Below are 23215 nucleotides of genomic sequence, written 5' to 3' on the forward strand. Positions count from 1 at the left end.
TGCCGCGGGATGACACGTTAATTTAAAAAATACAAACCATGAAAATTTTAAAGCTTTTTATTTTTATACTTCTCATTTCTAAAAATTTTTATGCTTTGAGCATAGGTGCAAACGAACAACAAGCAATTTTAGAATGCGAAGGGACAGCCGATAAAAAAACTTTGATAAATGCCTGGTATATAAATGAACCTTACCAATACTTAATTGCTACTTCAAACGGTCATACTACCGTTTCCAGTATGGATATAGAATTAATTAACGCTATTGCTGCAAAAATAGGTATTAATATTGAGTATAATCAAGATAGCTGGTATCAAGATCAGCTAGATATTCAAAGCGGCAATGCCGACATGACAGCAGGAGCTACTTATACTACTGAGAGAAGTAACTATGCTTATTTTTCAAAGCCTTATCGTCTTGAAGAATTATCATTATTTATTATTGAACCGCTTGCCAAAAAGTTAAATTTCCAAAATGTTAATGAACTAACAGCACAAATACGTCTATTTAATCTCCAGTTAGGAATAGTGAAAGGTACTGTATACGGAGACCCTAAATTTACGGATTTTTTATATAATGAGAAAAATCAAGATATAATTAGAATATATCAAAATAATATGGAATTGATAAATGGACTAATCAAGAAAGAAATTGATGGTTTCATTAGTGATCGAATTGTTGGTGCCGTTAATATTTTAGGAAGAACAATGGACAGGAATATATTAGAAGTTCCCTTAAATATTAAAACACCCCTACATTTAATGTTTAGCAAAAAAACCGTATCTTTAAACATAGTTGAACAATTTAATTTTGCGATAGATGATTTTCTTGCAAGTAACGAGTATAAAAAAATTATTAAGACATATATATATCATATTCTATTGCCTAAATCTATAGATTCTCGTTGGTGTCATGTTATAGGTTTACTTGGTTGCCTTGCTTTTGCTTTTTCGGGAATTATTTTGAGTAGCAGAAAAAATAGTACTTTATTCGGTACATTTTTATTTGCGGTATTACCATCTGTTAGTAGCTGCATAATGTTAGATTTAATAGTAAATCATGATACCGGACATTTAAACTTCTATTTTACTCCTTCTTATTTCTATTACATATTTGTAGTAGTTTTACTCGGTTTTACAATTATTAAATTATTCAGCTATTATAATAAACAGATTGCTGAAGATAATTATTTAGAACAATCATTAAATAATATAGTAGCAATTTGCGATTCATTCGGACAAGCAACTTTTATAATTATAGGAGTTGCAATGGTTATTATTCACAAAATTGAGCCTCTAAGTTTTTGGGGACCGTTTTTTGCTTTCATTACGGCTAATTGCGGTGCAATATTACGAGATTTTATTATGAAAGAAAATTCAATTAAGAGGGTACCAAGAGGCGTTAGTATTGAAATCACTGTATTATGGGGTATAGCTTTTAGCGTATTATTAGATATGTATGGTAGTAATCCAAATTATCATACAATAAAATATTCAATGATTATAGTAATTTCCGGAGCATTTATTACTAGTCTCTTAGTCTATCATTTTGGTTTTCTTGAGTGGCGATTCCGTAATGAAAAATTAGAAGACATAGAAAAACAAACATGAAGATAGCTACTTGGAATATTAATTCCATAAAAACAAGACTTAATTTATTGCGTAATTTTTTATCTAAAGAAAATCCGGATATTTTATTATTGCAAGAGATAAAATGCGAAACCGAAAAATTTCCTTTTGATGAATTATCCGATCTACCTTATAATTTTTATGTTCACGGGCAAAAATCATATAACGGTGTTGCTATAATTTCAAAATTTCCTGCCGATGAAATAATTAAGGATTTTCCGAATAATTACTGCAGTGATCAAGCAAGATTCTTAGAAATAAAATTATCATTACCTATAGGGTTTTGTAATATAATCTCGCTCTATGCTCCTAACGGTTCATTTGTCGGTAGCGATAAATTTGTAGCAAAGCTAGCATTTTATGATAATTTTATCAATTATCTATCAACTAAAAAATCTTTTGACGAAAAAACTATCATAGGCGGTGATTTCAATATTGCACCGTTCGATATAGACGTATATTCACCTAAAGCTCTTGCTGAAACTACTTGTTTTACTCAGGTTGAACAAAAAAAACTACGTACTATTCTAAATTCTGGGTTTGAGGATTTATATAGATTGATACATCCGAGTAAACAAGAATTTTCATGGTGGGATTATAGAGCCGGATGTTTTGAACAAAATAAAGGTATGCGAATTGATATGATTCTTGGTTGTAATAATACTATTGACTATTTAGAAAATTGCTATATGGATTATAATTTAAGGACTCAAGAAAAACCTTCGGATCATATACCGGTAATTGCGAGTTTTAAGGGGTAGTCAGGGTTGTCCAATTCGTCATTGCGAGCAGCCGTAGGCTGCGTGGCAATCTCATGAGATAATAACAAACTCCTGAGATTGCTTCGTCGCTTCACTCCTCACAATGACGAAAAAATAAGAAATAAACATATGTCTCCAAAATTCATGAAATTTTACGAAAAATATATGACGATTGTCGGTACAATCGGCAATTTTATGTTTTATGTACAGGCTCATAAGATTTTCACCTGCAAATCTTCGGCTTCTGTTTCTATGCCCGCCTTTACTATAAGTGCTATTGCTCTTTGTAGTTGGCTTATATACGGCATATTAATAAAAAATACACCTATTATAATAGCAAATATAGTAGGTTTTATCGGAGCATTATTAGTTCTCTTAACCATAATAATATATTAATAATGACTAAGAAAATCATTACTTTAGTTGGTCGTCCGAATGTAGGCAAATCAACCCTTTTCAATAGATTAAGCATACGTAAAAAAGCTATCGTTCACGATTTGCCGGGCGTCACTAGGGATAGAAAATATACAGACGGCAAAATCGGCTCATTTGAATTTTTATTAATTGATACCCCAGGACTTGAAGAGAATCCTGATAGTATGGGAGAAAGGTTAATGGAACAGACTACTAAAGCAATTTTAGAGGCAGATTTAATTTGTTTTATGGTTGACGGTAGAAGCGGAATATTGCCCGATGATAAGCTACTTGGTAGCTTTGTTAGAAAATATAATAAGCCTGCTATATTGATAGTTAATAAATGCGAGAAAGCTTTTGATTTTGATAAAGAATACTACAAATTAGGGTTTGATAGTATGGTGGCTATCTCTGCCGAGCATGGCACAGGCTTAATTGATTTATATGACGAAATTATTGCCAAGTTACCTGAAGAAGAATCAATCGAGACAAATATAGCCGATCCAATTAAAGGAGATTGTTTGCAGATAGTAGTTAGTGGCAGACCTAACGCCGGAAAATCTACTTTTATAAACGCTCTTATTAATGATGAAAGATTATTAACCGGTCCTGAAGCCGGTATTACTCGTGAATCAATTGAAATTGATTGGCAATATAAAAATAATCACATTAAATTAATCGATACGGCAGGACTCCGCAAAAAATCTACTATTACAGAGTCTTTAGAAAAATTATCGGCTTCAGATGCTATTAACTCTATTAAATTTGCTAATACCGTAATCTTAATGATTGATGCTTTAGCCCCTTTAAAACAGCAAGATTTAAATATTGCAAGCCATGTGGTAAATGAGGGGAGAAGTATAGTTATAGTAGTGAATAAATGGGATTTAGTTAAAGAATCCGAAAAAGAAGCATTTCAGGAAGAATTTTATTATCAGATAAATACTCATCTGCCTCAGGTTAAGGGCGTACCCGTTCTATTTATTTCAGCAATAAATAAACAAAATATAGAGCAGGTTTTAGATGCGTGTCTTAAAATCTATAAAATTTGGAATAAGAAAATAACTACTAGCAAATTAAATGAATGGCTTAATTTTACTACGGAAGCACATCCACTACCTCTACAAAAAGGCGGTAAAAGAGTGCGTGTAAAATATATGACTCAAACAAAAACCCGCCCCCCTACTTTCAAATTATTCTCCAATAATCCGGAAAAAATTACCGATAGCTATACCAGGTATTTAGTAAATAATATGCGTGAGGCTTTTGACATGCCAGGCATTCCTATTAGATTTACTTACGTAAAAACTAAAAATCCTTATGTGTAGTTTAACATTCACTAATAACAGTTTAAGCACAGAAAAATCTGAATTAGATATATTACTAGATAATATTACTGACTCTAATTATCATCATGAATTATTAAGTGATGATAAGACTAAAGGTAATGAAATATGGTAACTTATATACTTTAACCAAGCTGTAAATTAGATAAGTTCTCTATTCCGACTACACTTATTTTTTCTGTTTTTTTATATATATTATTACCGGCGGTAACAATATATAAATGTTCTAACTGCAAGTCGGTAAGAACAGTATACATTGATTGGTCATGCCTCCATATTGCAGTTACGCCTATTAAAAAGCTATACGTTCAATAAGAGTACCAATAACCTTATCATGAATATCCAATGACTTGGAAAAGCAGATTGTCTTACGTGCAAGCCTCTTGCATCTCGTTCTAAGGTTCAAGTTACTTCGTTCTATCCGTTGAGTGTATTTTTTACTGATAATATGCTTTTTAGGGTCTAATAACCTAGCATAACTCCCCCATCCATCTGTATAGTAAGGTCATGCCTCCATATTGCAGTTACGCCTATTAAAAAGCAGGTCGTGCCTCCGTATTGCAGTTTAGAGTAAATAGTCTATAATCCTCAAACAGTAATAAGAGAGAATTATAGTTAAGGAGTTATGGCAAAAATAGATGTTAAGTGTAGATATTGTAACAACACAGAAGAAGTAATAAAGTCAGGATATTCAATTTCAAAACAACAGAGATATCAATGCAAGCGGTGTAATCGATATTTTCAATTGGAGGGTCGTGCCTCCGTATTGCAGTTTAGAGTAAATAGTCTATAATCCTCAAACAGTAATAAGAGAGAATTATAGTTAAGGAGTTATGGCAAAAATAGATGTTAAGTGTAGATATTGTAACAACACAGAAGAAGTAATAAAGTCAGGATATTCAATTTCAAAACAACAGAGATATCAATGCAAGCGGTGTAATCGATATTTTCAATTGGAGTATATTAATAATGCATCTAAGCCTGGAGTTAAGGAGCAAATAGTAGAAATGTCAATCAACGGCTCTGGAGTTAGAGATACAGTAAGAGTATTAAAAGTGGGTATCAATACAGTTATCCGTGTTTTAAAAAAATCTAGTATTAAAAACAATAAATCATTCTATCAGTACAACAAAAGTAATTATTGCTCCTGAGATAGATGAACAATGGTCTTATGTACAGAATAAATCCAGACAACGATGGCTTTGGTATGCCTTGGATAAGATTTCGTTAAAAGTAGTTGCTTATACGTTTGGTACAAGATGTGATAGCACATTAGAATCATTACTGAAAAAACTAGAGAATTTCAAGGTGACTTTTTACTATACAGATGGATGGGGGAGTTATGCTAGGTTATTAGACCCTAAAAAGCATATTATCAGTAAAAAATACACTCAACGGATAGAACGAAGTAACTTGAACCTTAGAACGAGATGCAAGAGGCTTGCACGTAAGACAATCTGCTTTTCCAAGTCATTGGATATTCATGATAAGGTTATTGGTACTCTTATTGAACGTATAGCTTTTTAATAGGCGTAACTGCAATATGGAGGCATGACCATATCTCTGTTGTTTTGAAATTGAATATCCTGACTTTATTACTTCTTCTGTGTTGTTACAATATCTACACTTAACATCTATTTTTGCCATAACTCCTTAACTATAATTCTCTCTTATTACTGTTTGAGGATTATAGACTATTTACTCTAAACTGCAATACGGAGGCACGACCATCGATTTAATATTATTATCGATATCTATATGGATTATATAATATTCACGTTGTACATCATTAAGAAATGTTGCTGCTATAAGCGATATATCAGGATATTTTTCTATATTTACTAAAGCTATATTTTCTAAGTTTTCAGGACATTGAACTATTCTATCTGAAGCCGTTAATCCTTCAAACTCTTCCTCGCCTATTTTTTCTTTTAGTCTATTTTTATATTTTGCTCTTTATCTGAAGGAAATACAATTTTATCGTCTTTACAATCAACCAAAAAAGGAGTTTTAATAGCATGTTTAATAAATAAATCTTTTAGTTTCATAATAATAAATTTCTTAATATATAAGGCTATAATATTAATAATTTTTATATGTCAAACAATATCCCTTAGGCTATCTAGGTAATGCTTTACCAGTCGTAGCAACTTCGCTTCAGGACTTAAGTTTTTCACTGCCCATTTTTTAATCCAAGGTTCGGCGAGTTGCCACATATTAACATTACAGTCTAGCTGTCTGCCTATCCCTTCAACCATTATCAAAGTCTTTTGCAATAACAATAATTCCGGTTGTACTTCCATGCCGAAATCTTCAGTGATTTTAAATAAATGTGCAAGCAGCTTACCTATGGAAATATTTTTTGTGGGTGTCCCTACTATAGGCTCAGTAACTGCTCTACAACTTTGAGCAAATAAATCTAAATCGGTATTTGATGGGATGTAGCCGGCTCTTAAATGTACTTTAGCAACTAATTTATAATCACGGTTTAAAAAACCGAATAGACTTTCTGCAACGGCTAAACGATCTTTTTCTTTAAGTCTGCCCATAATACCGAAATCAAGTAAAATTATCTTACCTTGCTTATTCACTAAAATATTGCCTGCATGTAAATCAGCATGAAAAAAACCGTCTCTATAGGCTTGATTGAAAAACATTACGGCGAAATTCTGAGCTATTTTTGTAGGCTCTAATCCCATTTCTTTTAGCAGTGAAGTATCATATATAGAAGTTCCTTCTAACCACTCGGTAGTTAGTATATTTTCCGACGTTAAATCCCAATATATTTTAGGGATTATCACATTAATATCATTTCGCATATTATCCATAAGCTCAGAAGAAGCTGCCGCTTCTAGCCTTAAATCAAGCTCAAATCTCATAGTTTCATGAAATTTATCAACTACTTTAATTGGTTTTAGCCTTTTTGCTTTAGAAAATTTTGAGATAATTTTTGCAAGAAAATATAGCAGCTTAATATCTCTGTTATATTTTTTATGAATACCGGGACGCAGAATTTTCACCGCAACATATTCACCGGTTGCGAGTTGTGCTTTGTGTACTTGCGAGATTGATGCGGCTGCGACTGGCTTGTCGTCGAAATGTAGGAAAGGGAGGGCGTCATTGCGAGCATTCGTAGAATGCATGGCAATCTTTTGCTTACTTGCTGAGATTGCTTCGTCGACATAAATGTCTCCTCGCAATGACGTTATCAATTTCCTCGCCACCCCACCATCAAACGGAGGTAGCTTATCCTGTAATAACCTTAAATAACCTGCTATCTCTGCTCCTACTAAATCGGGTCTTGTCGAAAGAGTTTGTCCGAATTTTATATAAATAGGTCCAAGTTCACTTAAACAATCTATTAAGCGTTTGCCGTAATCTTCATGCGGTTTTTTAAATAATGATAACGGAGCAGAAAATAAAGCTAATATATAACCGATAAACCTGAAATATTTAGGGCTTCTTGAATCAATTAGGATTCGTTTTTTACTGATGATACGAAAAATACGTATTAAATTAAAAAAATTACTTATCATTTGTATACTTTAAGAAAATGAATAATGGTAGACGAAGATCAACTTCAAAAAGAGCAAGGAGTCTATAAGTCAAGGAGCAGAGCGTATACTTAATACGTGAGCACCGCAGAACTTATAAGACGACGTAGCCAATTTTTGAAGTTCATCGAGTATACGCACTGTGCATAGCAACTATTCCGCCGCTCAAATTTTTATAACTAACTTCTTCAAATCCTGCTTCTTTAAGCATTATTCTAAACTCGTCTTGCGAGGGAAATAACTCGATACTTTCGACCAAATATTCATATGCCTCTTTATTACCGGTGATTGCCTGACCGATGGTAGGTATAATACTAAATGAATAAAATTTATAAAAATCTTTAAAATAACTTTCTTTTACCTTTGAAAACTCAAGGCATATAAACTTACCCATCGGTTTTAGAACTCTATAAGCTTCTTTTAAAGCTTTATTAATGTCAGGTACGTTTCTAATACCAAATGCTATAGTATAATAATCAAAACTATTATCTGAAAAAGGCAATTCTTCTGCACTTGCTACAGTAAAATTAAGGTTCTGAAATAAATTAAGATCAATTGCTTTTTTCTTAGCATTCTTTAGCATCTCTTCATTTATATCGCTTAAAGTTAAAGCAATATTATTGCCTCTATCTCTTGCTTTTTTAGCAAGCTTTAAAGCGATATCACCGCTACCGCTAGCGACATCTAATATATGAGAGTTAAGATTTGGAATTTGCCTAATAAATTCATCTTTCCACAAACGATGTAGTCCAAAACTCATTAAGTCATTCATTAAATCATACTTATCAGCGACATTAGAAAAAACGCTATTTACTAACCCTTGTTTTTTTGTGTAGTCTACTTTTTTAAAGCCAAAATTTGTTTGGTTCATAGTTTTTTATTATAAATATTAGTATCAAATGCCGGAACTTCCTGAAGTAGAAACTCTTAAAAACTCTCTAAAAGATAAGCTAATTGGGCTTATTATAGAAAATGTAGAGTTAAAAAGAGATAATTTACGTTATAAACTATCCCCGCTTTTAGCTACAGAAATCTCAAATACTAATATACTGGATGTTAGGCGTCGTGCAAAATATTTAATTATAGATTTTAATAATGATTATTCTTTAATAGTTCATCTAGGTATGAGCGGTAGATTTACTCTGCAACCTTCTAACTATGAAACTAAAAAACACGATCATGTATTTTTTGATTTAAGTAACGGTGAAAAGTTAATTTTTAACGATACTAGACGCTTTGGAATGATTTATAATTTTAAAACTAACTTCCTAGAAAAAGAGTTATTTAATAATTTAGGGGTAGAGCCGCTTTCTGATTCATTGACACTGGAATATTTAAAAAGCAAATTAATTACTAGAAAAATACCGATAAAAAATTTAATTATGGATAATAGAATTATAGTCGGAGTCGGCAATATTTACGCTTCAGAAAGTCTTTATTTAGCTAGAATTCATCCGGATAAATTAGGTAGCAATTTAAGGGATGATGAAATAGAAAGTTTAATTAAATCGATTAGAGAAGTATTAGCTAAAGCTATAACTGCCGGCGGCACTACCCTTAAAGATTTTGTAAACGGTGATAACAAACCTGGTTATTTTACTCAGCAACTTACGGTTTACGGTAGAGAAGGACAGAGTTGTTTACACTGCTCTAGCACTATTATCAAGACAAAACATTCAGGCAGGAGTACTTTTTATTGTAAAACCTGTCAATATAGTGAATTTACTTGACATATTTTTTAAAACTATTTATAAAGCTCTCTATTGTTTATTCAATTAATAGTTGTAAAATATATGAGAATAAAGCCGGTGATTATAGCAGGGGGTAGCGGTAAAAGACTATGGCCCTTATCATCTAAGGATAAACCGAAACAATTTAAAAAAATATTGAGTGATCTAACTTTACTTCAGCAAACATTAAACCGAAATAAATTTCTAGGACAACCTACTATTATTACTTCCAAAAAATATGAATCAATCACTAAAGAACAAGCAGTAGAAATAGAATTAATTACCGAGCCTTTACAAAAAAATACTGCCGTTTGTGCCATTATTACGGCATTATCAGCTAAAGCACAAGGGTTTGATATCGTAGTGTTACTACCTTCGGACCATCATATAGCGGATAATCTAAATTATCTTAATACTATAAATAAAGCTTTACATTATGTTAATGAATTCGGTATCTGCACTATAGGCATTCCTATAAATTTTATAAGTGCCGAGTATGGCTATATAAACGCAGGATTATCAATTGCAGAAAATGTTTATCTAGTTGATCATTTCATTGAAAAACCTATATTAGAGCAAGCAAAAAAACATTTTCAAAGTAATGAATATTTTTGGAATTCAGGAATTTTTGTATACGATATTAACTTCTTCTTAAACTTAGCAATGAACCTTCAACCTGATTTATTTTGTATTGCAGAAAAAGCATTTAATACTGCTATAAAAAATGAGAAAAGTTTGGCAATAGACGATGAAGCTTATAATGAGATCGAAGCAATTTCTATAGACAATGCTATAATGGAATATATTTCGGGAATGGTCATGATAAAAGCTGATTTTGTTTAGAACGATCTTGGTACTTGGCATTCCTTATTACAGGTAAAACATCAAAATATAAATGATAATTATTGTGAGGGGAACGTAGTAACAAGCAATACTACAAACTCTTTCATTAGTTCTAATAATAAATTAACTACCGTAGTAGGTCTTGACAATGTCATAATTATCGATACTATGAACGGTCTTTTGGTCGCCGATAAGTCAAAAATGAATGAAATCAAAGAATTAGTAATGAAAATAGGAGAAAGTTAGAATGATATCGGATATTTTGTGCATAGCTCTTATTAAGGCAAAACTAGAATCATCACTGGATTATGAAATTTATGAAAGTGCTTTTTTACCTGAAGCTTCAGCTGCTGAAAAAGAAAGTATTTATAAAGCAAGATTAGAAAAATTAAAGCTAGAGATTTTGAGTGGTGATAATAAAGCTTATCATATTCTAGCTGAAGCTTATAAAGTTGGTTTTTATGTCCAAAAAGATGAATATAACGCTGTATTATTAACATTGATTGGAAGCAAACTTGGAAATGTAGAGTATAAGCAGCTTGTTTATTCATGTCCTACAAAATATACAATTCTTGAACCTACTGCTAACAATTTTATTCAAAATTATATAGGACGCTCTGATATCACTTTTGAGGATGCTATATTGTCAGCTGCTTACTCCGATACTTTAAATACTCCAATTTTAGGAGACCCAAATTATAATAATATGTATAACCATGGTTGAACACATATTGTTACATAATTTACTACTAATATTCAAGACTATTGACATAGTATTATTGCTTATATATCCTATTTTTACGAGGCTTAAACCTCATCATTATAGTAATAGATGTTGAATTATATCCAATTTATAAGAAATATTTTATTTTTTTAAGAATATAGCGAATACCGACAAATAGCTAACCCATTTACGATATGAGGTATGTTTTTAAAAAATTAAAAGATAATGGATAAATTAGATCTCTTCGGAAACAAGGGTTTAGGGAGGAATTTGAACGAGACACGGAAGTGCTTGCCACCGCAGCGTACAAAAGCGTATGTGAGGATTCGAGTACTGGATTGACGTACAAATTACCCCTAGAAGTAGAGTTTCCGAAGAGGTCTATTGAACATAATTCAACTTCTTTTACTATAAATATAGCTAATCTTATAAACTTCAAAAATCTGTAAGTTATAGGAACAACTTAGTAATAAAGAAGTTCATTTTAGTTGAGTTACAACATGGAAAATACTACAGAAGAACAAATAATAATATCTGAATTCAAAAATGATGAAGAGATAGATGAAGAAGAGAAAAGATTAAAAGCAGAAGATTCGCGAAAGCAACTTAAAGCAATATTAATAACATTTGGTATTATTTTGACCGGTTTTTTAACTTTTACTTATTTCTTTTTTAATTACATAGAAGAAAAAGCGGAAGAATACAAACAACAGCAACAACAAGAAATTCAAAAAACTAATAAAAGTTGAATATTAGATTACCACACTTCTCCTTTAATTATGGTCTTGTTTTTATACTGCCTTAAGTTTAGATTGCCTGAAATTAGTTTTATCAAAATCATAGATAAAATCTTTGATAATAGGTACTATAAACTGTTTAAATTTACTTCCGCTAAATACACCGTAATGCCCTGCCCCTTTTTGTAAATGGTATCTTTTCATTGATTCAGGTATATTTGAACAAAGTTTTAAAGCAGCTTTTGTTTGCCCTACCGCTGCAATATCATCTAATTCCCCTTCAATACCAAGTAAAGCACATTTAGTAATATGTTTTAAATCAATCGGACGCTTCTCAGAAACTAATTTACCTCTTGCTAACGAAAATTGTTGGAATACTTCATCTATAGTTTGTAAGTAAAACTCTGCCGGCATATCCATACCTGCTAAATACTCATCATAAAATTTAATAGTATGATCGGCTTTTTTATAATCAGAATTTAATAAACTTTGCCATAATTCTAAATGTGAATCTATATGACGGAATAAGTTTAAACTCATAAAGCCGGCAAGCTGGAGGAAGCCAGGATATACTTTTCTTCCATGACCTGGATAGTTTGGCGGCACCTGCATTGTAACCATTTTACAGAACCATTCTAAACTTTTACTTTGAGCAAATTCATTAACTGCTGTAGGGTTTTTTCTAGCATCAATAGGTCCGCCCATCAAAATCATCGAACTCGGCACATTCGGGCTATTACTCTCCGACATTAAGCTAATGGCGGCAAGCAGTGGAACAGTAGGTTGGCAAACTGCCATAGTGTGAACATTAGGTCCTATAAAATTGATAAACTCCATTAGGTAATCAATATAATCATCCATATCAAAATGCCCTGCTTCAAGCGGCACGAAACTTGCTTCCGTCCAATCTGTAATATAAATATCGGTATACGGTAATAATTCTTGTACGGTTGTTCTAAGTAAAGTAGCGTGATGCCCTGCCATAGGTGCTACTATTAATAATTTAGGTAATTCTTTTTTAAAACCTATTTTCTGAAAATGCCTTAGTTCACAAAAAGACTTTTTTAGTATAACTTTTTCATTCATGTTATAGGTTTTATCATCAATAATTGTTTCAAGAATATTAAATTCGGGTTTTTCATATTTTCTAGTCATGCGTTCACAAAGCGTTAAATAAGAATGCATAATTCTTGCAAACCCATTATCCTCTAGAGACTCATGTTCATACGCCTCTTTCAGGATTTTTATACCTAAATGTATTGGAGCAATTTGTGCTCTAAGCCCCTCTAACATATAATATGTATAATTAGTACTTAAATCACAGTTCATCATAATTTATCCCTAAATCTAAAAATAATTAATATAATCATTTAGTTTAACATCAAAAATTTCTTTAGTAACATTAATTTTAGGGTTCACAACTTAAATTTTTATAAATGCGTGATAATAATGGTCTATGAGACTGTTAACAAAATAGCTTTAATATAAATAATATTTATTTTTTCTTCTTGTTTTGCTTAGGAATTCTATTTACGTGGTCATTAATATTAAACCAAATACTATCATTTACTTTCTGTTTTTTATAGAATGTATCAATATTATTTATATAATTTTCAAAATCTTTGTTCTCTTCTGCTAATCTATTAGCCATATTCCAATCTATTTCTGGTCTTTCTCTAGCAGGAATTAATATCTTACTATCTTCAGGACTTTCTATATCTACTAAAATAAAACCTATACCGTGCCTAGTACATAGCATTTCAAGTTCATGCCTGGTATCATTTTGTCTACTTTCAATTAAATCAGCAGCAACTAAATAGCCATAATGTGCCCATGAGGAATTTGATAAAGCCTGAAAAAAATATTCTCGTAAATTACTACGGTTGATTTTTGTTTTTGCTTCAAAAGACCAAAGTCGTGCTTGTTTTCCTGCATAATATTTAGCACAATCTTTAATTAGTAATCCCCATTTTTCATTAAGAACCTCCATACCTACCCAATCTGGATGTAACCACTTATTACCTTTAGCCCCTTGTTTATTTGAAGAAAAATTATGCTTAATAGGCATATTATGAATCTTCAATTTGTTTTGAAGATATAATGCGAGTGCATCACATACTTGTACTTCGGTTATTTTATCTTCTTTATTTGTATTTATTTTAGGTTCTGTGGCTTGTTCATTATTGACATAGTAATCAGGGTTTTGTGAATAATAAAACTTTAGCTTAGGTTTTAGCTCTATTCTAATATTAGGTTCTTGTCTTCGTTCAGCAGAAAGCTTACTACTACTAATTTCCCCTGCATAAATTCCTATAATCTCTTTATCTTTTTCTTCTTGAGTCTTTGCTTCTAACAATCTCTTATTTGTACTTGCATTAGCTTTGAGTCTTGCTTCTTCAATGTAATTTTCTACAAGCCATTCAGCTATTCCATAAGAGGTAAATTTTTGATCTTCATTTTCTTTTAAAAAACTAATAATAGCATTTTTGCGATCAAATTCCATATTAAATATACTAATAATTGAAATACTATAAAATATACATGTTATTTTATAAATTTCAACTTTAAATTATCAATCTTTATGATTTTATAAAGTATTATTTATTTATACTATGAGTAAATGAAAAGTAGGTAGACGAAGTTTAATTTGGAAAAGAGCAAGGCTTCTTGAAGCTGATGACCGCAGCGTACAACTAGTACGTGAAGATTATCAGCAAAAGACTTTGTCGCCAATTTTTCAAATTAAACGAGTATGCTTGTCAAATTTAGAAAATAATGTTTTAAAGTTACGAGTAGTAATATTTGCTACTTCTTTTGAGGTGATATTTTTGAGTTCGGCTACTTTCTCGGCAACATATCTAACGAAAGCCGGTTCGTTTTGTTTGCCTCGCATAGGCGTAGGTGCTAAATAAGGTGAGTCGGTTTCAATCAATAATCTATCAAGCGGCACATATTTAACTATTTCCTGCAAATCGGTTGCATTCTTGAAAGTAATAATACCGGACATTGAAATATATAAACCGATATCTAACATTTTTGTTGCTAGATTTTTTGATGAGGTAAAACAATGGATTAGCCCGGGAAATTTACTATTACGCATTTCCGAGGTTAAAATGTCAATAGTGTCTTCGTCTGCTTCTCTTGTATGAACAATAATAGGTAAATTAGTAGCGGATGCCGCATGTATATGTGCTACAAATGAATCTTGCTGTAATTTTTTATCGTAAGGCTGATGATAATAATCAAGCCCCGTTTCACCGATTCCAATAATTTTCGGATGCTTGGTAAGCTTAATAATTACCTCAGCGTCATTGCGAGGAGAGACGTAGTCTTGACGTGGCAATCTTGTCCAAGCTTCCTGAGATTGCCACAGCACTTGCAGTGCCTCGCAATGACTAATAGAAGAATTCACCTCGCACGGATGTACCCCAACAGAAGCAAAAACATTTTCATATTTTTCAGCTATTTCTAAAACAATTGGTAAATCTTCAATTTTAGTGCAGATAGTTTGCATATACTGTACATTATTTTCTAATGCTCTTTGAATGACAGAATCTAAATCCGTATCTTTGGTAAGTAAATTAAGATGACAATGCGAATCTATTAGCATGCTATAACACCGATGTTATTCCTGCTTTCAGGCGTTGTTGCATGGATACTAGAACCGTCATTGAGAGGAGCGAAGCTTTGTTGCAATCTCATGAAATAAACTCCTGAGATTGCTTCGTCGAAACTTACAGTTTCTTCTCGCAATGACGATAAAAATTTATTCATACAACATCCCCCTCAAATCTTGGAAATATTATGGTAGGTTCTAAAATATCGCTACCCGCCCTTAAAGCATAATCACGTATTAAATGCTTAAATAAACGTTCTTCTTTATTTACCCCTAACTGATCTAGCATTTTATTCGCCGAACTCGGTATAAAAGGCAGAAGCATTATCGCAATATAACGCAACACCTCTAGTAAAGTATATAACACCTCTAACATTTTATCCGGATCGGTTTTTTTCAAATTCCAAGGTGCTTCACTATCAATATAGATATTTGCCTCTTCGGCTAAATTAATAATATTTTCAAGAATTTTATTAATCTCTGTTTTGTCCATCAATAAAATATTCTGCTCGGCAAATTTACTTGCGGTTTTTAAAAGCGGTAGCTCATATATTTTATCAATGATATTTTGCTCAATTAACGGCACTTTGCCGTCATTATTTTTATAAACAAAAGATGTAGTACGCTGCAATAAATTACCTATTTTGTTTGATAGCTCACTATTAATACGGGTAATTAAATTACTGCGAGCAAAATTACCGTCTGCCCCAAAAGTTACCTCACGCATCAGAAAATACCTAACCTGATCAACGCCGAACTCATCGATTAATTTAATCGGATCAATGGTATTACCAAGAGATTTAGAAATTTTCTGCCCCTCATTCGTCCACCAACCATGAGCCATAACAGTTTTCGGCAGCGGAATTTCGGCAGCCATTAAGAAAGCCGGCCAATAAACCGCATGAAAACGTAAGATATCTTTACCAACTACATGCAAATCAGCCGGCCAAAATTTACCGTAATTACTTTGTGCGTCGGGATAACCGAGTGCCGAAATATAATTAGCAAGTGCATCAAGCCAAACATAAATTACATGTTTTTCGTTATTTGGAACTTTTATTCCCCAGTTAAAAGTAGTACGCGATACTGATAAATCTTTTAGACCTGATTTAACAAAGCTAATTACTTCGTTACGCCTTGATATAGGTCTAATAAAATCAGGATTTGCTTCATAAAACTCAAGCAATTTATTCTGCCATTTTGAAAGGTTAAAGAAATAGCTTGGCTCTTTAACCCATTCAACTGGTGCACCCGTCGGTGCTAAACCGTCACTCGTAAGTTCCGACTCATCAAAAAAAGCCTCATCTCGCACTGCATACCATCCTTCATAAAAACCTTCATAAATAGTACCGTTATCTAGTAATTTCTGCCAAAAAACAGCTACGGCTTCTTTATGCCTATCTTCCGTTGTTCTAATAAAATCATCATTGGAAATATTCATAGCAACCATAAGGTCACGAAAACTTTGCGATGTCTGATCAGTAAATTTTTGAGGATCAATATTTTTGTTAATAGCTGCTTTTTCTACTTTCTGTCCATGCTCGTCAGTACCTGTTAAAAACATTACGTCGAAACCTCGAAGCCGCATAAAACGAGCAATAATGTCACTTGCAACGCTAGTATAAGCATGACCGATATGGGGAACATCGTTAACGTAATATATAGGGGTCGTGATATAGTAAGTGTTATTCATAGTATAATTCTAATAAATAAAGAGTTGGTAGACGAAGGTCAATTTCAAAAAGAGCCAGGAGTTCTCAAGACGAGGAGCGGAGCGTATACTTAATACGTGAGCACCGTAGATCTTGTAGAACGACGTAGCCAATTTTTGAAATTCACCGAGTATATAGATGCTTTTTTATTAACTCATGTACTTCAAGCGGATTTAAATCTGAAGCTTTAATTGTTTTTATTCTCTCAGGAAATCTATTACTTAATTCTTTAAAGCAATCATAGTTTTTTTTATAAAAATCTATACCTCTTACGTCAAATTTATTGCTCATATTTCGTAAATTTACTCTCTCAATAGCAGTATCCGGCTCTACATCAATAAAAAACGTAATATCCGGCATAAGAGAAGGCATTAAAGTTTTGTGCAGATTATATACTAAATCTATGCCGTTTTCTAGCTCTAATCCTTGATAACAGGCAGTTGAGTCAATAAACCTATCACATATTACTATATGTCCATCTTGTAGAGCGGGTATAATCTTCCGTACCATATGATCATAACGTGCTGCCATAGCTTGTAACAGCTCGGACATGGGTAACAATTCTTCATGTACTAGGATTTCACGCATTTTTTCGGCGACGGCAGTACCGCCAACTTCACGAGTTAAAATAATGGGAGTATTTTGAGATTTTAAATATTCATAGAGCATTTGAGATTGAGTAGATTTGCCAATCCCCTCCCCGCCCTCAAACGTAATAAACTTTCCTTGTTTCAAATTATTCATTAATTACAATTACTTTAAGCTATAACTTTATAATCATATCTCTTAAAAAAATATTTACAAGGAAGATTACATACTTATATACTCCTACAAAATGAAGAACAGTTATACGAAGCTCAATTTGGAAAAGAGCTAGGCGTTTTGAAGCTTTTAACCGCAGCGTACATACTAGTACGTGAGGATTAAAAGCAAAAAACAACGTAGCCAATTTTGAGGGATTCAGCGAGTATACATTATAAATTTAAATTATTAATATATGAGCAATTCGTTAAGCAAAAGGGATTTTTCGATTCTAATCGGTAATGCGATGGATCATTTTGATACTGCACTTTACGGATTTCTTGTTCCTCTACTTGCTGCTGTTTTCTTCCCGAATCATGATAAAGTAGTTAGCCTAATACTTACCTATAGTGTTCTTGCTACATCTTTATTTACACGTCCCATAGGCTCTTATTTTTTTGGCGTAATTGCTAAAAAATACGGTGGGGTTTTTGCTTTATCTCACTCTTTGATCGGCGTTGCTTTAACAACTAGCCTAATCGGTCTAATCCCCTCTCATACACAAATAGGCTGGCTTGCACCTCTATTATTAGTTGTGCTTAGGACGTTGCAGGGAGTATATTCCGAGGGGGAATGTGCTATTGCTAAATTATTTATTTTAGAGAATAAAGAAGAAAAAAAAGCATTTAAAGCTTCTTATCTTTATCAAACCTCTACAATGCTTGGTATTATTCTTGCTTCATTTATCAGCACGATAGTTTTAAATGTAGAGTATAATGAATATTGGCGGTTATGTTTCATATTTGGCGGGCTTACGGCTCTTATAGGTTATTTTTTAAGGAAGAGCGAGGATTACACGTCATTGCGAGCGACTGAAAGGGGCGTGGCAATCTCAGGAATTTTGCCTAAGATTGCTTCGTCAAAACCTACGGTTTTTCCTCGCAATGACGTAGTATCTTCACTATTACTTGACTTAAACACAATTTGGAACAGCAAACTAAGTATCTTACGCATTAGTTTTGCCGTAGGTTTCTCATATATGACCTATATAGTGCCTTTCGTTTTTATGAATAGTTTTATTCCGCTTATCACTGATATATCAATTGAAACAATGATGAAATTTAATACGGAATTTCTGATTTTTGATATGGTTATGATTCCGATAATAGGTCATCTGACAAAAAAATTTCATTACCTTAAAATATTAAAGGGTACTCTTATTATAATGAGTTTAAGTATAATTCCTTTATGGTTATTCTTGAATAATTCCTCTATATGGTATGTTAATTTCGTGCGTATTTGGATTATAATACTGGGCCTCGGCTTCTTAGCACCTTTAAATTGCTGGCTAAATAATTTATTCAAAACTGCCGATAAATATATGTTAGTAGGTATCGGCAGTAGTATAGGTGCTTCATTAATCGGACGCCTTACCCCGTCAATCTGCCTAATGCTTTGGCATGTAACGGGTAGCTCTTTATCAATTGCGGTTTACATAACCGCAATATCGATGGTAACCTTCTGGGCTGTTAGAGCGGGACGTTAATGAGATACCGCTTCTAAGTAAGCATCAGGAGTTACTCCTATAATGTCTGTTAGTTCTTTATAGCAATCATCATTTACAAGTCTACAAAACTTAGGTACTTTATAAGATTCACAACCTGCTCTAATGTGTCCGGCGTACTCGATATCCATATAATTATTACGGATAATATGTATATATTCTTTAAATGCAGATTTATCTTTAGTGCCGTATTTTTCTGCTACTTTATCAAATATCATGCTATTTACATCTTCACGATTATAAACTTTCTGACTATTGGTCATGCCTCCATATTGCAGTTACGCCTATTAAAAAGCTATGGGCGTTCAATAAGAGTACCAATAACCTTATCATGAATATCCAATGACTTGGAAAAGCAGATTGTCTTACGTGCAAGCCTCTTGCATCTCGTTCTAAGGTTCAAGTTACTTCGTTCTATCCGTTGAGTGTATTTTTTACTGATAATATGCTTTTTAGGGTCTAATAACCTTGCATAACTCCCCCATCCATCTGTATAGTAAAAAGACACCTTGAAATTTTCTAGTTTTTTCAGTAATGATTCTAATGTGCTATCACATCTTGTACCAAACGTATAAGCAACTACTTTTAACGAAATCTTATCCAAGGCATACCAAAGCCATCGTTGTCTGGATTTATTCTGTACATAAGACCATTGTTCATCTATCTCAGGAGCAATAATTACTTCTGTTGTACTGATAGAATGATTTATTGTTTTTAATACTAGATTTTTTTAAAACACGGATAACTGTATTGATACCTGCTTTTAATACTCTTACTGTATTCTAACTCCAGAGCCGTTGATTGACATTTACTATTTGCCTCTAACTCCAGGCTTAGATGTATTATTAATATACTCCAATTGAAAATATCGATTACACCGCTTGCATTGATATCTCTGTTGTTTTGAAATTGAATATCCTGACTTTATTACTTTTCCTGTGTTGTTACAATATCTACACTTAACATCTATTTTTGCCATACCCTTAACTATAATTCTTTATTACTGTTTGAGGATTATAGACTATTTACTCTAAACTGCAATATGGAGGCACGACCCATGGTTCATATCCTTTTTATTATTATTTAGAGTAATTATACTAATAAAAAGTTAAAAATAAACTATTTTTTAATAAAATACTAAACTTAACAGTACCCCCGACATAATTATTAGCTCTGAATCTTGTCATACAATCAGCTGATTTCGTATCAAGAGTCGCTACTTGCAATATCAGTAAAATTAAAGCAGCTAAAATAGGTAAATAGTCGATATTACGGTTAGCCATCTTTGTTGCTAGGGTAAATAATAATATAAAACCTATATAACATACATAAAGCCAAAATTTAGGATGCTTGTTCTCTAAATATATGCTTAAAGATTTCACCTATTTTCTTATCGTCTTTTATATCCATATATCCGTAAATCGTATCATAGCCGGTTGCCCAAAAAACAGCATGCTAAATACATAATAATTGCCGCCGCATCAAGTTTATTCTGAACTGCCGCATACGCTATTAATGCCCCGAACTTAAAAGTAAAGCCCATAAATATTTGCGGGAAGTAGGTAATACGTTTCGTTAGCGGATATAGGCTAATCATTATTACCGCAAAAACCTGTATATGGCTATTTTGTTTAAAAGTAGCAAGATACAAAGCGAGATAATACTAAGAATAAAGAGTATAAAAATAGCATAAGGAACAGACACAGCACCGCTTGCTAAAGGTCGGTCTTTAGTCCTTGTAACATTTTTATCAAATTCCCGATCAAATATATCGTTAATAATACACCCGCTACTCCTTGTCGTTATACTACCTAAAAATAAATAACGGTAATAAATAAGCTAATTCCGTGTTAGAAGGGTTTGCAAGCAGCAATCCAAATAAAGCAGGAAAAAAACTAATATATAAGGTACCGGTTTATCTACACGCATTAATTTTAAAGTAAGTAAAAGTTTGTTTATCATTATTAATATTAAGCTTTAAATTTAAATAGAGGTAGATACTATATGAATTAAGATAAAATATGCCATAAAATAAAGCTACTAAAATTTTTATGGTCAAAAATTAAAACATGATTCATTAGTAAAAATAATAATGAACGATCCGGTAGCAGCACAAGAATTTCTAGAATATTACTTACCTGATGATTTTAAGAGTTTAGTAGATTTATCAAAAATAACGGTAGAACAAGAAAGCTACATTGAAGAATCTTTAAATAAGAAATATAGTGATATAATATATAAAATTAGCACCAATAATAAAGAAGAAGCGTTTGTTTATGTATTAGTAGAGGCTCAATCAACAATTGATTATTGGGCAGCTTTGCGTCTATGGAAATATACACTATTATTATGTGAAAGACATAAGAAAGGAAAGGATAAATTGCCGCTAGTTTATAATTTAGTTATTTACAACGGTAAAGAAATTTATAATGCTCCAAGAAATTTGTGGAGTTTATTTACCGATAGTGTAATGTCAAAGAAATTAATGACTGAAGGGTCGTGCCTCCGTATTGCAGTTTAGAGTAAATAGTCTATAATCCTCAAACAGTAATAAGAGAGAATTATAGTTATGAGTTATGGCAAAAATAGATGTTAAGTGTAGATATTGTAACAACACAGAAGAAGTAATAAAGTCAGGATATTCAATTTCAAAACAACAGAGATATCAATGCAAGCGGTGTAATCGATATTTTCAATTGAGCATATTAATAATGCATCTAAGCCTGGAGTTAAGGAGCAAATAGTAGAAATGTCAATCAACGGCTCTGGAGTTAGAGATACAGTAAGAGGAAGCTAAAAGTGGGTATCAATACAGTTATCCGTGTTTTAAAAAATCTAGTATTAAAAACAATAAATCATTCTATCAGTACAACAAAAGTAATTATTGCTCCTGAGATAGATGAACAATGGTCTTATGTACAGAATAAATCCAGACAACGATGGCTTTGGTATGCCTTGGATAAGATTTCGTTAAAAGTAGTTGCTTATACGTTTGGTACAAGATGTGATAGCACATTAGAATCATTACTGGGTCATGCCTCCATATTGCAGTTACGCCTATTAAAAAGCTATACGTTCAATAAGAGTACCAATAACCTTATCATGAATATCCAATGACTTGGAAAAGTAGATTGTCTTAATATGTGCAAGCCTCTTGCATCTCGTTCTAAGGTTCAAGTTACTTCGTTCTATCCGTTGAGTGTATTTTTTACTGATAATATGCTTTTTTAGGTCTAATAACTCAGTATAACTCCCCCATCCAGTATAGTAAAAAGTCACTCGAAATTCTCTAGTTTTTTCAGTAATGATTCTAATGTGCTATCACATCTTGTACCAAACGTATAAGCAACTACTTTTAACGAAATCTTATCCAAGGCATACCAAAGCCATCGTTGTCTGGATTTATTCTGTACATAAGACCATTGACCATCTATCTCAGGAGCAATAATTACTTCTGTTGTACTGATAGAATGATTTATTGTTTTTAATATGATTTTTTTTAAACACGGATAACTGTATTGATACCCGCTTTTGTATTACTCTTACTGTATCTCTAACTCCAGAGCCGTTGATTGACATTTCTACTATTTGCTCCTTAACTCCAGGCTTAGATGCATTATTAATATACTCCAATTGAAAAATATCGATTACACCGCTTGCATTGATATCTCTGTTGTTTTGAAATTGAATATCCTGACTTTATTACTTCTTCTGTGTTGTTACAATATCTACACTTAACATCTATTTTTGCCATAACTCCTTAACTATAATTTCTTATTACTGTTTGAGGATTATAGACTATTTACTCTAAACTGCAATACGGAGGCGCAACCTGATAAAGCATA

General features: G+C 32.4%; 26 protein-coding genes and 7 pseudogenes. 18 read left to right on the forward strand and 15 right to left on the reverse strand.

Annotation, left to right across the window (positions count from 1 at the left end):
- Positions 1-38 precede the first annotated feature (38 nt).
- From ACNFN7_RS01690 to ACNFN7_RS01710, 5 genes are all read left to right on the forward strand, one after another.
- On the forward strand, positions 39-1610 hold the full coding sequence (locus ACNFN7_RS01690) for a transporter substrate-binding domain-containing protein (RefSeq protein ID WP_485440577.1): 1572 nt from the start codon (positions 39-41) through the stop codon (positions 1608-1610).
- Positions 1607-2389, forward strand: coding sequence for an exodeoxyribonuclease III (xth, locus tag ACNFN7_RS01695; protein ID WP_485440578.1), 783 nt, complete (start codon positions 1607-1609; stop codon positions 2387-2389). The genes ACNFN7_RS01690 and xth overlap by 4 nt, the downstream gene beginning before the upstream one ends.
- Positions 2390-2518: 129 nt before the next feature.
- Entirely contained in the window at positions 2519-2785 is a 267-nt protein-coding gene (locus ACNFN7_RS01700; protein WP_039594854.1) for a SemiSWEET family sugar transporter, read from the forward strand.
- 2 nt (positions 2786-2787) lie between these two features.
- On the forward strand, positions 2788-4131 hold the full coding sequence (der, locus tag ACNFN7_RS01705) for a ribosome biogenesis GTPase Der (protein ID WP_485440579.1): 1344 nt from the start codon (positions 2788-2790) through the stop codon (positions 4129-4131).
- Positions 4124-4264: a hypothetical protein gene (locus tag ACNFN7_RS01710; RefSeq protein ID WP_485440580.1), complete on the forward strand. Its 141-nt coding sequence runs from the start codon at positions 4124-4126 to the stop codon at positions 4262-4264. Before der ends, ACNFN7_RS01710 begins: the two co-directional genes overlap by 8 nt.
- A 10-nt stretch (positions 4265-4274) precedes the next feature.
- On the opposite strand, the gene ACNFN7_RS01715 is transcribed toward ACNFN7_RS01710, so the two are convergent.
- Entirely contained in the window at positions 4275-4406 is a 132-nt protein-coding gene (locus ACNFN7_RS01715) for a hypothetical protein (RefSeq protein WP_485440581.1), read from the reverse strand.
- A gap of 35 nt (positions 4407-4441) precedes the next feature.
- Positions 4442-4636: pseudogene (locus ACNFN7_RS01720) on the reverse strand (IS1 family transposase); the annotation flags it as partial.
- 138 nt (positions 4637-4774) lie between these two features.
- Between ACNFN7_RS01720 and ACNFN7_RS01725 the strand changes: the two are divergent.
- Together ACNFN7_RS01725 and ACNFN7_RS01730 are read left to right on the forward strand one after the other, a co-directional pair.
- Entirely contained in the window at positions 4775-4942 is a 168-nt protein-coding gene (locus ACNFN7_RS01725) for an IS1 family transposase (RefSeq protein WP_485440582.1), read from the forward strand.
- Between the two features lie 40 nt (positions 4943-4982).
- A protein-coding gene (locus tag ACNFN7_RS01730) for an IS1 family transposase (RefSeq protein ID WP_485440526.1) occupies positions 4983-5676 on the forward strand; the annotation gives its coding sequence in 2 pieces (ribosomal slippage) (positions 4983-5269 and positions 5268-5676; 696 coding nt in all).
- On the opposite strand, the gene ACNFN7_RS01735 is transcribed toward ACNFN7_RS01730, so the two are convergent.
- The 3 genes from ACNFN7_RS01735 to ubiE all read right to left on the reverse strand — a co-directional run bounded on the left by ACNFN7_RS01735 (position 5620) and on the right by ubiE (position 8574).
- Positions 5620-5796 (reverse strand): hypothetical protein, encoded by a 177-nt coding sequence (locus ACNFN7_RS01735; protein WP_485440583.1) that lies wholly within the window; start codon positions 5794-5796, stop codon positions 5620-5622. The genes ACNFN7_RS01730 and ACNFN7_RS01735 overlap by 57 nt on opposite strands.
- Before the next feature lie 452 nt (positions 5797-6248).
- The gene (ubiB, locus tag ACNFN7_RS01740) at positions 6249-7685 is read right to left on the reverse strand and encodes a 2-polyprenylphenol 6-hydroxylase (protein ID WP_485440584.1); all 1437 of its coding nucleotides are present in this window, start codon (positions 7683-7685) and stop codon (positions 6249-6251) included.
- 142 nt (positions 7686-7827) lie between these two features.
- Positions 7828-8574, reverse strand: coding sequence for a bifunctional demethylmenaquinone methyltransferase/2-methoxy-6-polyprenyl-1,4-benzoquinol methylase UbiE (gene ubiE / locus ACNFN7_RS01745; protein ID WP_485440585.1), 747 nt, complete (start codon positions 8572-8574; stop codon positions 7828-7830).
- A gap of 28 nt (positions 8575-8602) precedes the next feature.
- Here ubiE and mutM point away from each other — a divergent pair, with 28 nt between their 5' ends.
- The 6 genes and pseudogenes from mutM (at position 8603) to ACNFN7_RS01775 (ending at position 11749) form a co-directional block, all read left to right on the forward strand.
- Positions 8603-9433 (forward strand): bifunctional DNA-formamidopyrimidine glycosylase/DNA-(apurinic or apyrimidinic site) lyase, encoded by an 831-nt coding sequence (gene mutM, locus ACNFN7_RS01750; protein ID WP_485440586.1) that lies wholly within the window; start codon positions 8603-8605, stop codon positions 9431-9433.
- A 69-nt stretch (positions 9434-9502) separates the two neighbouring features.
- Positions 9503-10276, forward strand: a pseudogene (locus ACNFN7_RS01755) (mannose-1-phosphate guanylyltransferase); the annotation flags it as partial.
- 48 nt (positions 10277-10324) lie between these two features.
- A complete protein-coding gene (locus ACNFN7_RS01760) occupies positions 10325-10522 on the forward strand; it encodes a hypothetical protein (protein WP_485440868.1) in 198 nt (65 codons plus the stop codon).
- A gap of 1 nt (position 10523) precedes the next feature.
- On the forward strand, positions 10524-11000 hold the full coding sequence (locus ACNFN7_RS01765; RefSeq protein WP_485440587.1) for a hypothetical protein: 477 nt from the start codon (positions 10524-10526) through the stop codon (positions 10998-11000).
- Positions 11001-11233: 233 nt separating this feature from the next.
- A pseudogene (locus ACNFN7_RS01770) lies at positions 11234-11383 on the forward strand (palindromic element RPE1 domain-containing protein); the annotation flags it as partial.
- Positions 11384-11500: 117 nt separating this feature from the next.
- Positions 11501-11749, forward strand: coding sequence for an RP671a family tick cell line-upregulated protein (locus ACNFN7_RS01775; RefSeq protein WP_202068999.1), 249 nt, complete (start codon positions 11501-11503; stop codon positions 11747-11749).
- A 42-nt stretch (positions 11750-11791) separates the two neighbouring features.
- Here ACNFN7_RS01775 and ACNFN7_RS01780 read toward each other — a convergent pair whose 3' ends face one another.
- The 6 genes from ACNFN7_RS01780 to tmk all read right to left on the reverse strand — a co-directional run bounded on the left by ACNFN7_RS01780 (position 11792) and on the right by tmk (position 17809).
- Positions 11792-13069 carry a polyhydroxyalkanoate depolymerase gene (locus tag ACNFN7_RS01780; RefSeq protein WP_485440588.1) on the reverse strand — a complete coding sequence of 426 codons (1278 nt, stop codon included), beginning with the start codon at positions 13067-13069 and terminating at the stop codon, positions 11792-11794.
- Between the two features lie 163 nt (positions 13070-13232).
- On the reverse strand, positions 13233-14240 hold the full coding sequence (locus tag ACNFN7_RS01785; RefSeq protein ID WP_485440890.1) for a hypothetical protein: 1008 nt from the start codon (positions 14238-14240) through the stop codon (positions 13233-13235).
- A gap of 234 nt (positions 14241-14474) precedes the next feature.
- Positions 14475-15347 (reverse strand): TatD family hydrolase, encoded by an 873-nt coding sequence (locus ACNFN7_RS01790; protein ID WP_485440589.1) that lies wholly within the window; start codon positions 15345-15347, stop codon positions 14475-14477.
- On the reverse strand, positions 15341-15511 hold the full coding sequence (locus ACNFN7_RS01795) for a hypothetical protein (RefSeq protein WP_485440590.1): 171 nt from the start codon (positions 15509-15511) through the stop codon (positions 15341-15343). Before ACNFN7_RS01795 ends, ACNFN7_RS01790 begins: the two co-directional genes overlap by 7 nt.
- Positions 15508-17046 (reverse strand): methionine--tRNA ligase, encoded by a 1539-nt coding sequence (gene metG, locus ACNFN7_RS01800; protein ID WP_485440591.1) that lies wholly within the window; start codon positions 17044-17046, stop codon positions 15508-15510. The genes ACNFN7_RS01795 and metG overlap by 4 nt, the downstream gene beginning before the upstream one ends.
- A 142-nt stretch (positions 17047-17188) precedes the next feature.
- On the reverse strand, positions 17189-17809 hold the full coding sequence (gene tmk / locus ACNFN7_RS01805; RefSeq protein ID WP_485440592.1) for a dTMP kinase: 621 nt from the start codon (positions 17807-17809) through the stop codon (positions 17189-17191).
- A 253-nt stretch (positions 17810-18062) separates the two neighbouring features.
- Between tmk and ACNFN7_RS01810 the strand changes: the two genes are divergently transcribed.
- Complete coding sequence (locus ACNFN7_RS01810) at positions 18063-19352, forward strand: MFS transporter (RefSeq protein ID WP_485440593.1); 1290 nt, start codon at positions 18063-18065, stop codon at positions 19350-19352.
- Here ACNFN7_RS01810 and ACNFN7_RS01815 read toward each other — a convergent pair.
- The 3 genes and pseudogenes from ACNFN7_RS01815 to ubiA form a co-directional block, all read right to left on the reverse strand.
- Positions 19349-19633, reverse strand: coding sequence for a hypothetical protein (locus ACNFN7_RS01815; RefSeq protein WP_485440594.1), 285 nt, complete (start codon positions 19631-19633; stop codon positions 19349-19351). The two genes, ACNFN7_RS01810 and ACNFN7_RS01815, sit on opposite strands and share 4 nt — an antisense overlap.
- A 32-nt stretch (positions 19634-19665) precedes the next feature.
- Positions 19666-20349 (reverse strand): annotated as a pseudogene (locus tag ACNFN7_RS01820) (IS1 family transposase).
- Between the two features lie 147 nt (positions 20350-20496).
- Positions 20497-21332 (reverse strand): annotated as a pseudogene (gene ubiA / locus ACNFN7_RS01825) (4-hydroxybenzoate octaprenyltransferase).
- Positions 21333-21426: 94 nt separating this feature from the next.
- Between ubiA and ACNFN7_RS01830 the strand changes: the two are divergent.
- The 4 genes and pseudogenes from ACNFN7_RS01830 to ACNFN7_RS01845 all read left to right on the forward strand — a co-directional run.
- Positions 21427-21864: pseudogene (locus ACNFN7_RS01830) on the forward strand (Rpn family recombination-promoting nuclease/putative transposase); the annotation flags it as partial.
- Positions 21865-21946: 82 nt separating this feature from the next.
- The gene (locus ACNFN7_RS01835; protein WP_485440595.1) at positions 21947-22114 is read left to right on the forward strand and encodes an IS1 family transposase; all 168 of its coding nucleotides are present in this window, start codon (positions 21947-21949) and stop codon (positions 22112-22114) included.
- The gene (locus ACNFN7_RS01840) at positions 22111-22167 is read left to right on the forward strand and encodes a hypothetical protein (protein ID WP_485440869.1); all 57 of its coding nucleotides are present in this window, start codon (positions 22111-22113) and stop codon (positions 22165-22167) included. The genes ACNFN7_RS01835 and ACNFN7_RS01840 overlap by 4 nt, the downstream gene beginning before the upstream one ends.
- A 2-nt stretch (positions 22168-22169) precedes the next feature.
- Positions 22170-22487, forward strand: a complete 318-nt coding sequence (locus tag ACNFN7_RS01845) for an IS1 family transposase (protein ID WP_485440596.1) — start codon at positions 22170-22172, stop codon at positions 22485-22487.
- Here the strand turns inward: ACNFN7_RS01845 and ACNFN7_RS01850 are convergent.
- Positions 22431-23124 (reverse strand): annotated as a pseudogene (locus ACNFN7_RS01850) (IS1 family transposase). The gene ACNFN7_RS01845 and the pseudogene ACNFN7_RS01850 overlap by 57 nt on opposite strands.
- Between the last annotated feature and the right edge of the window lie 91 nt (positions 23125-23215).

Source organism: Rickettsia sp. MAE-05, assembly GCF_057319745.1.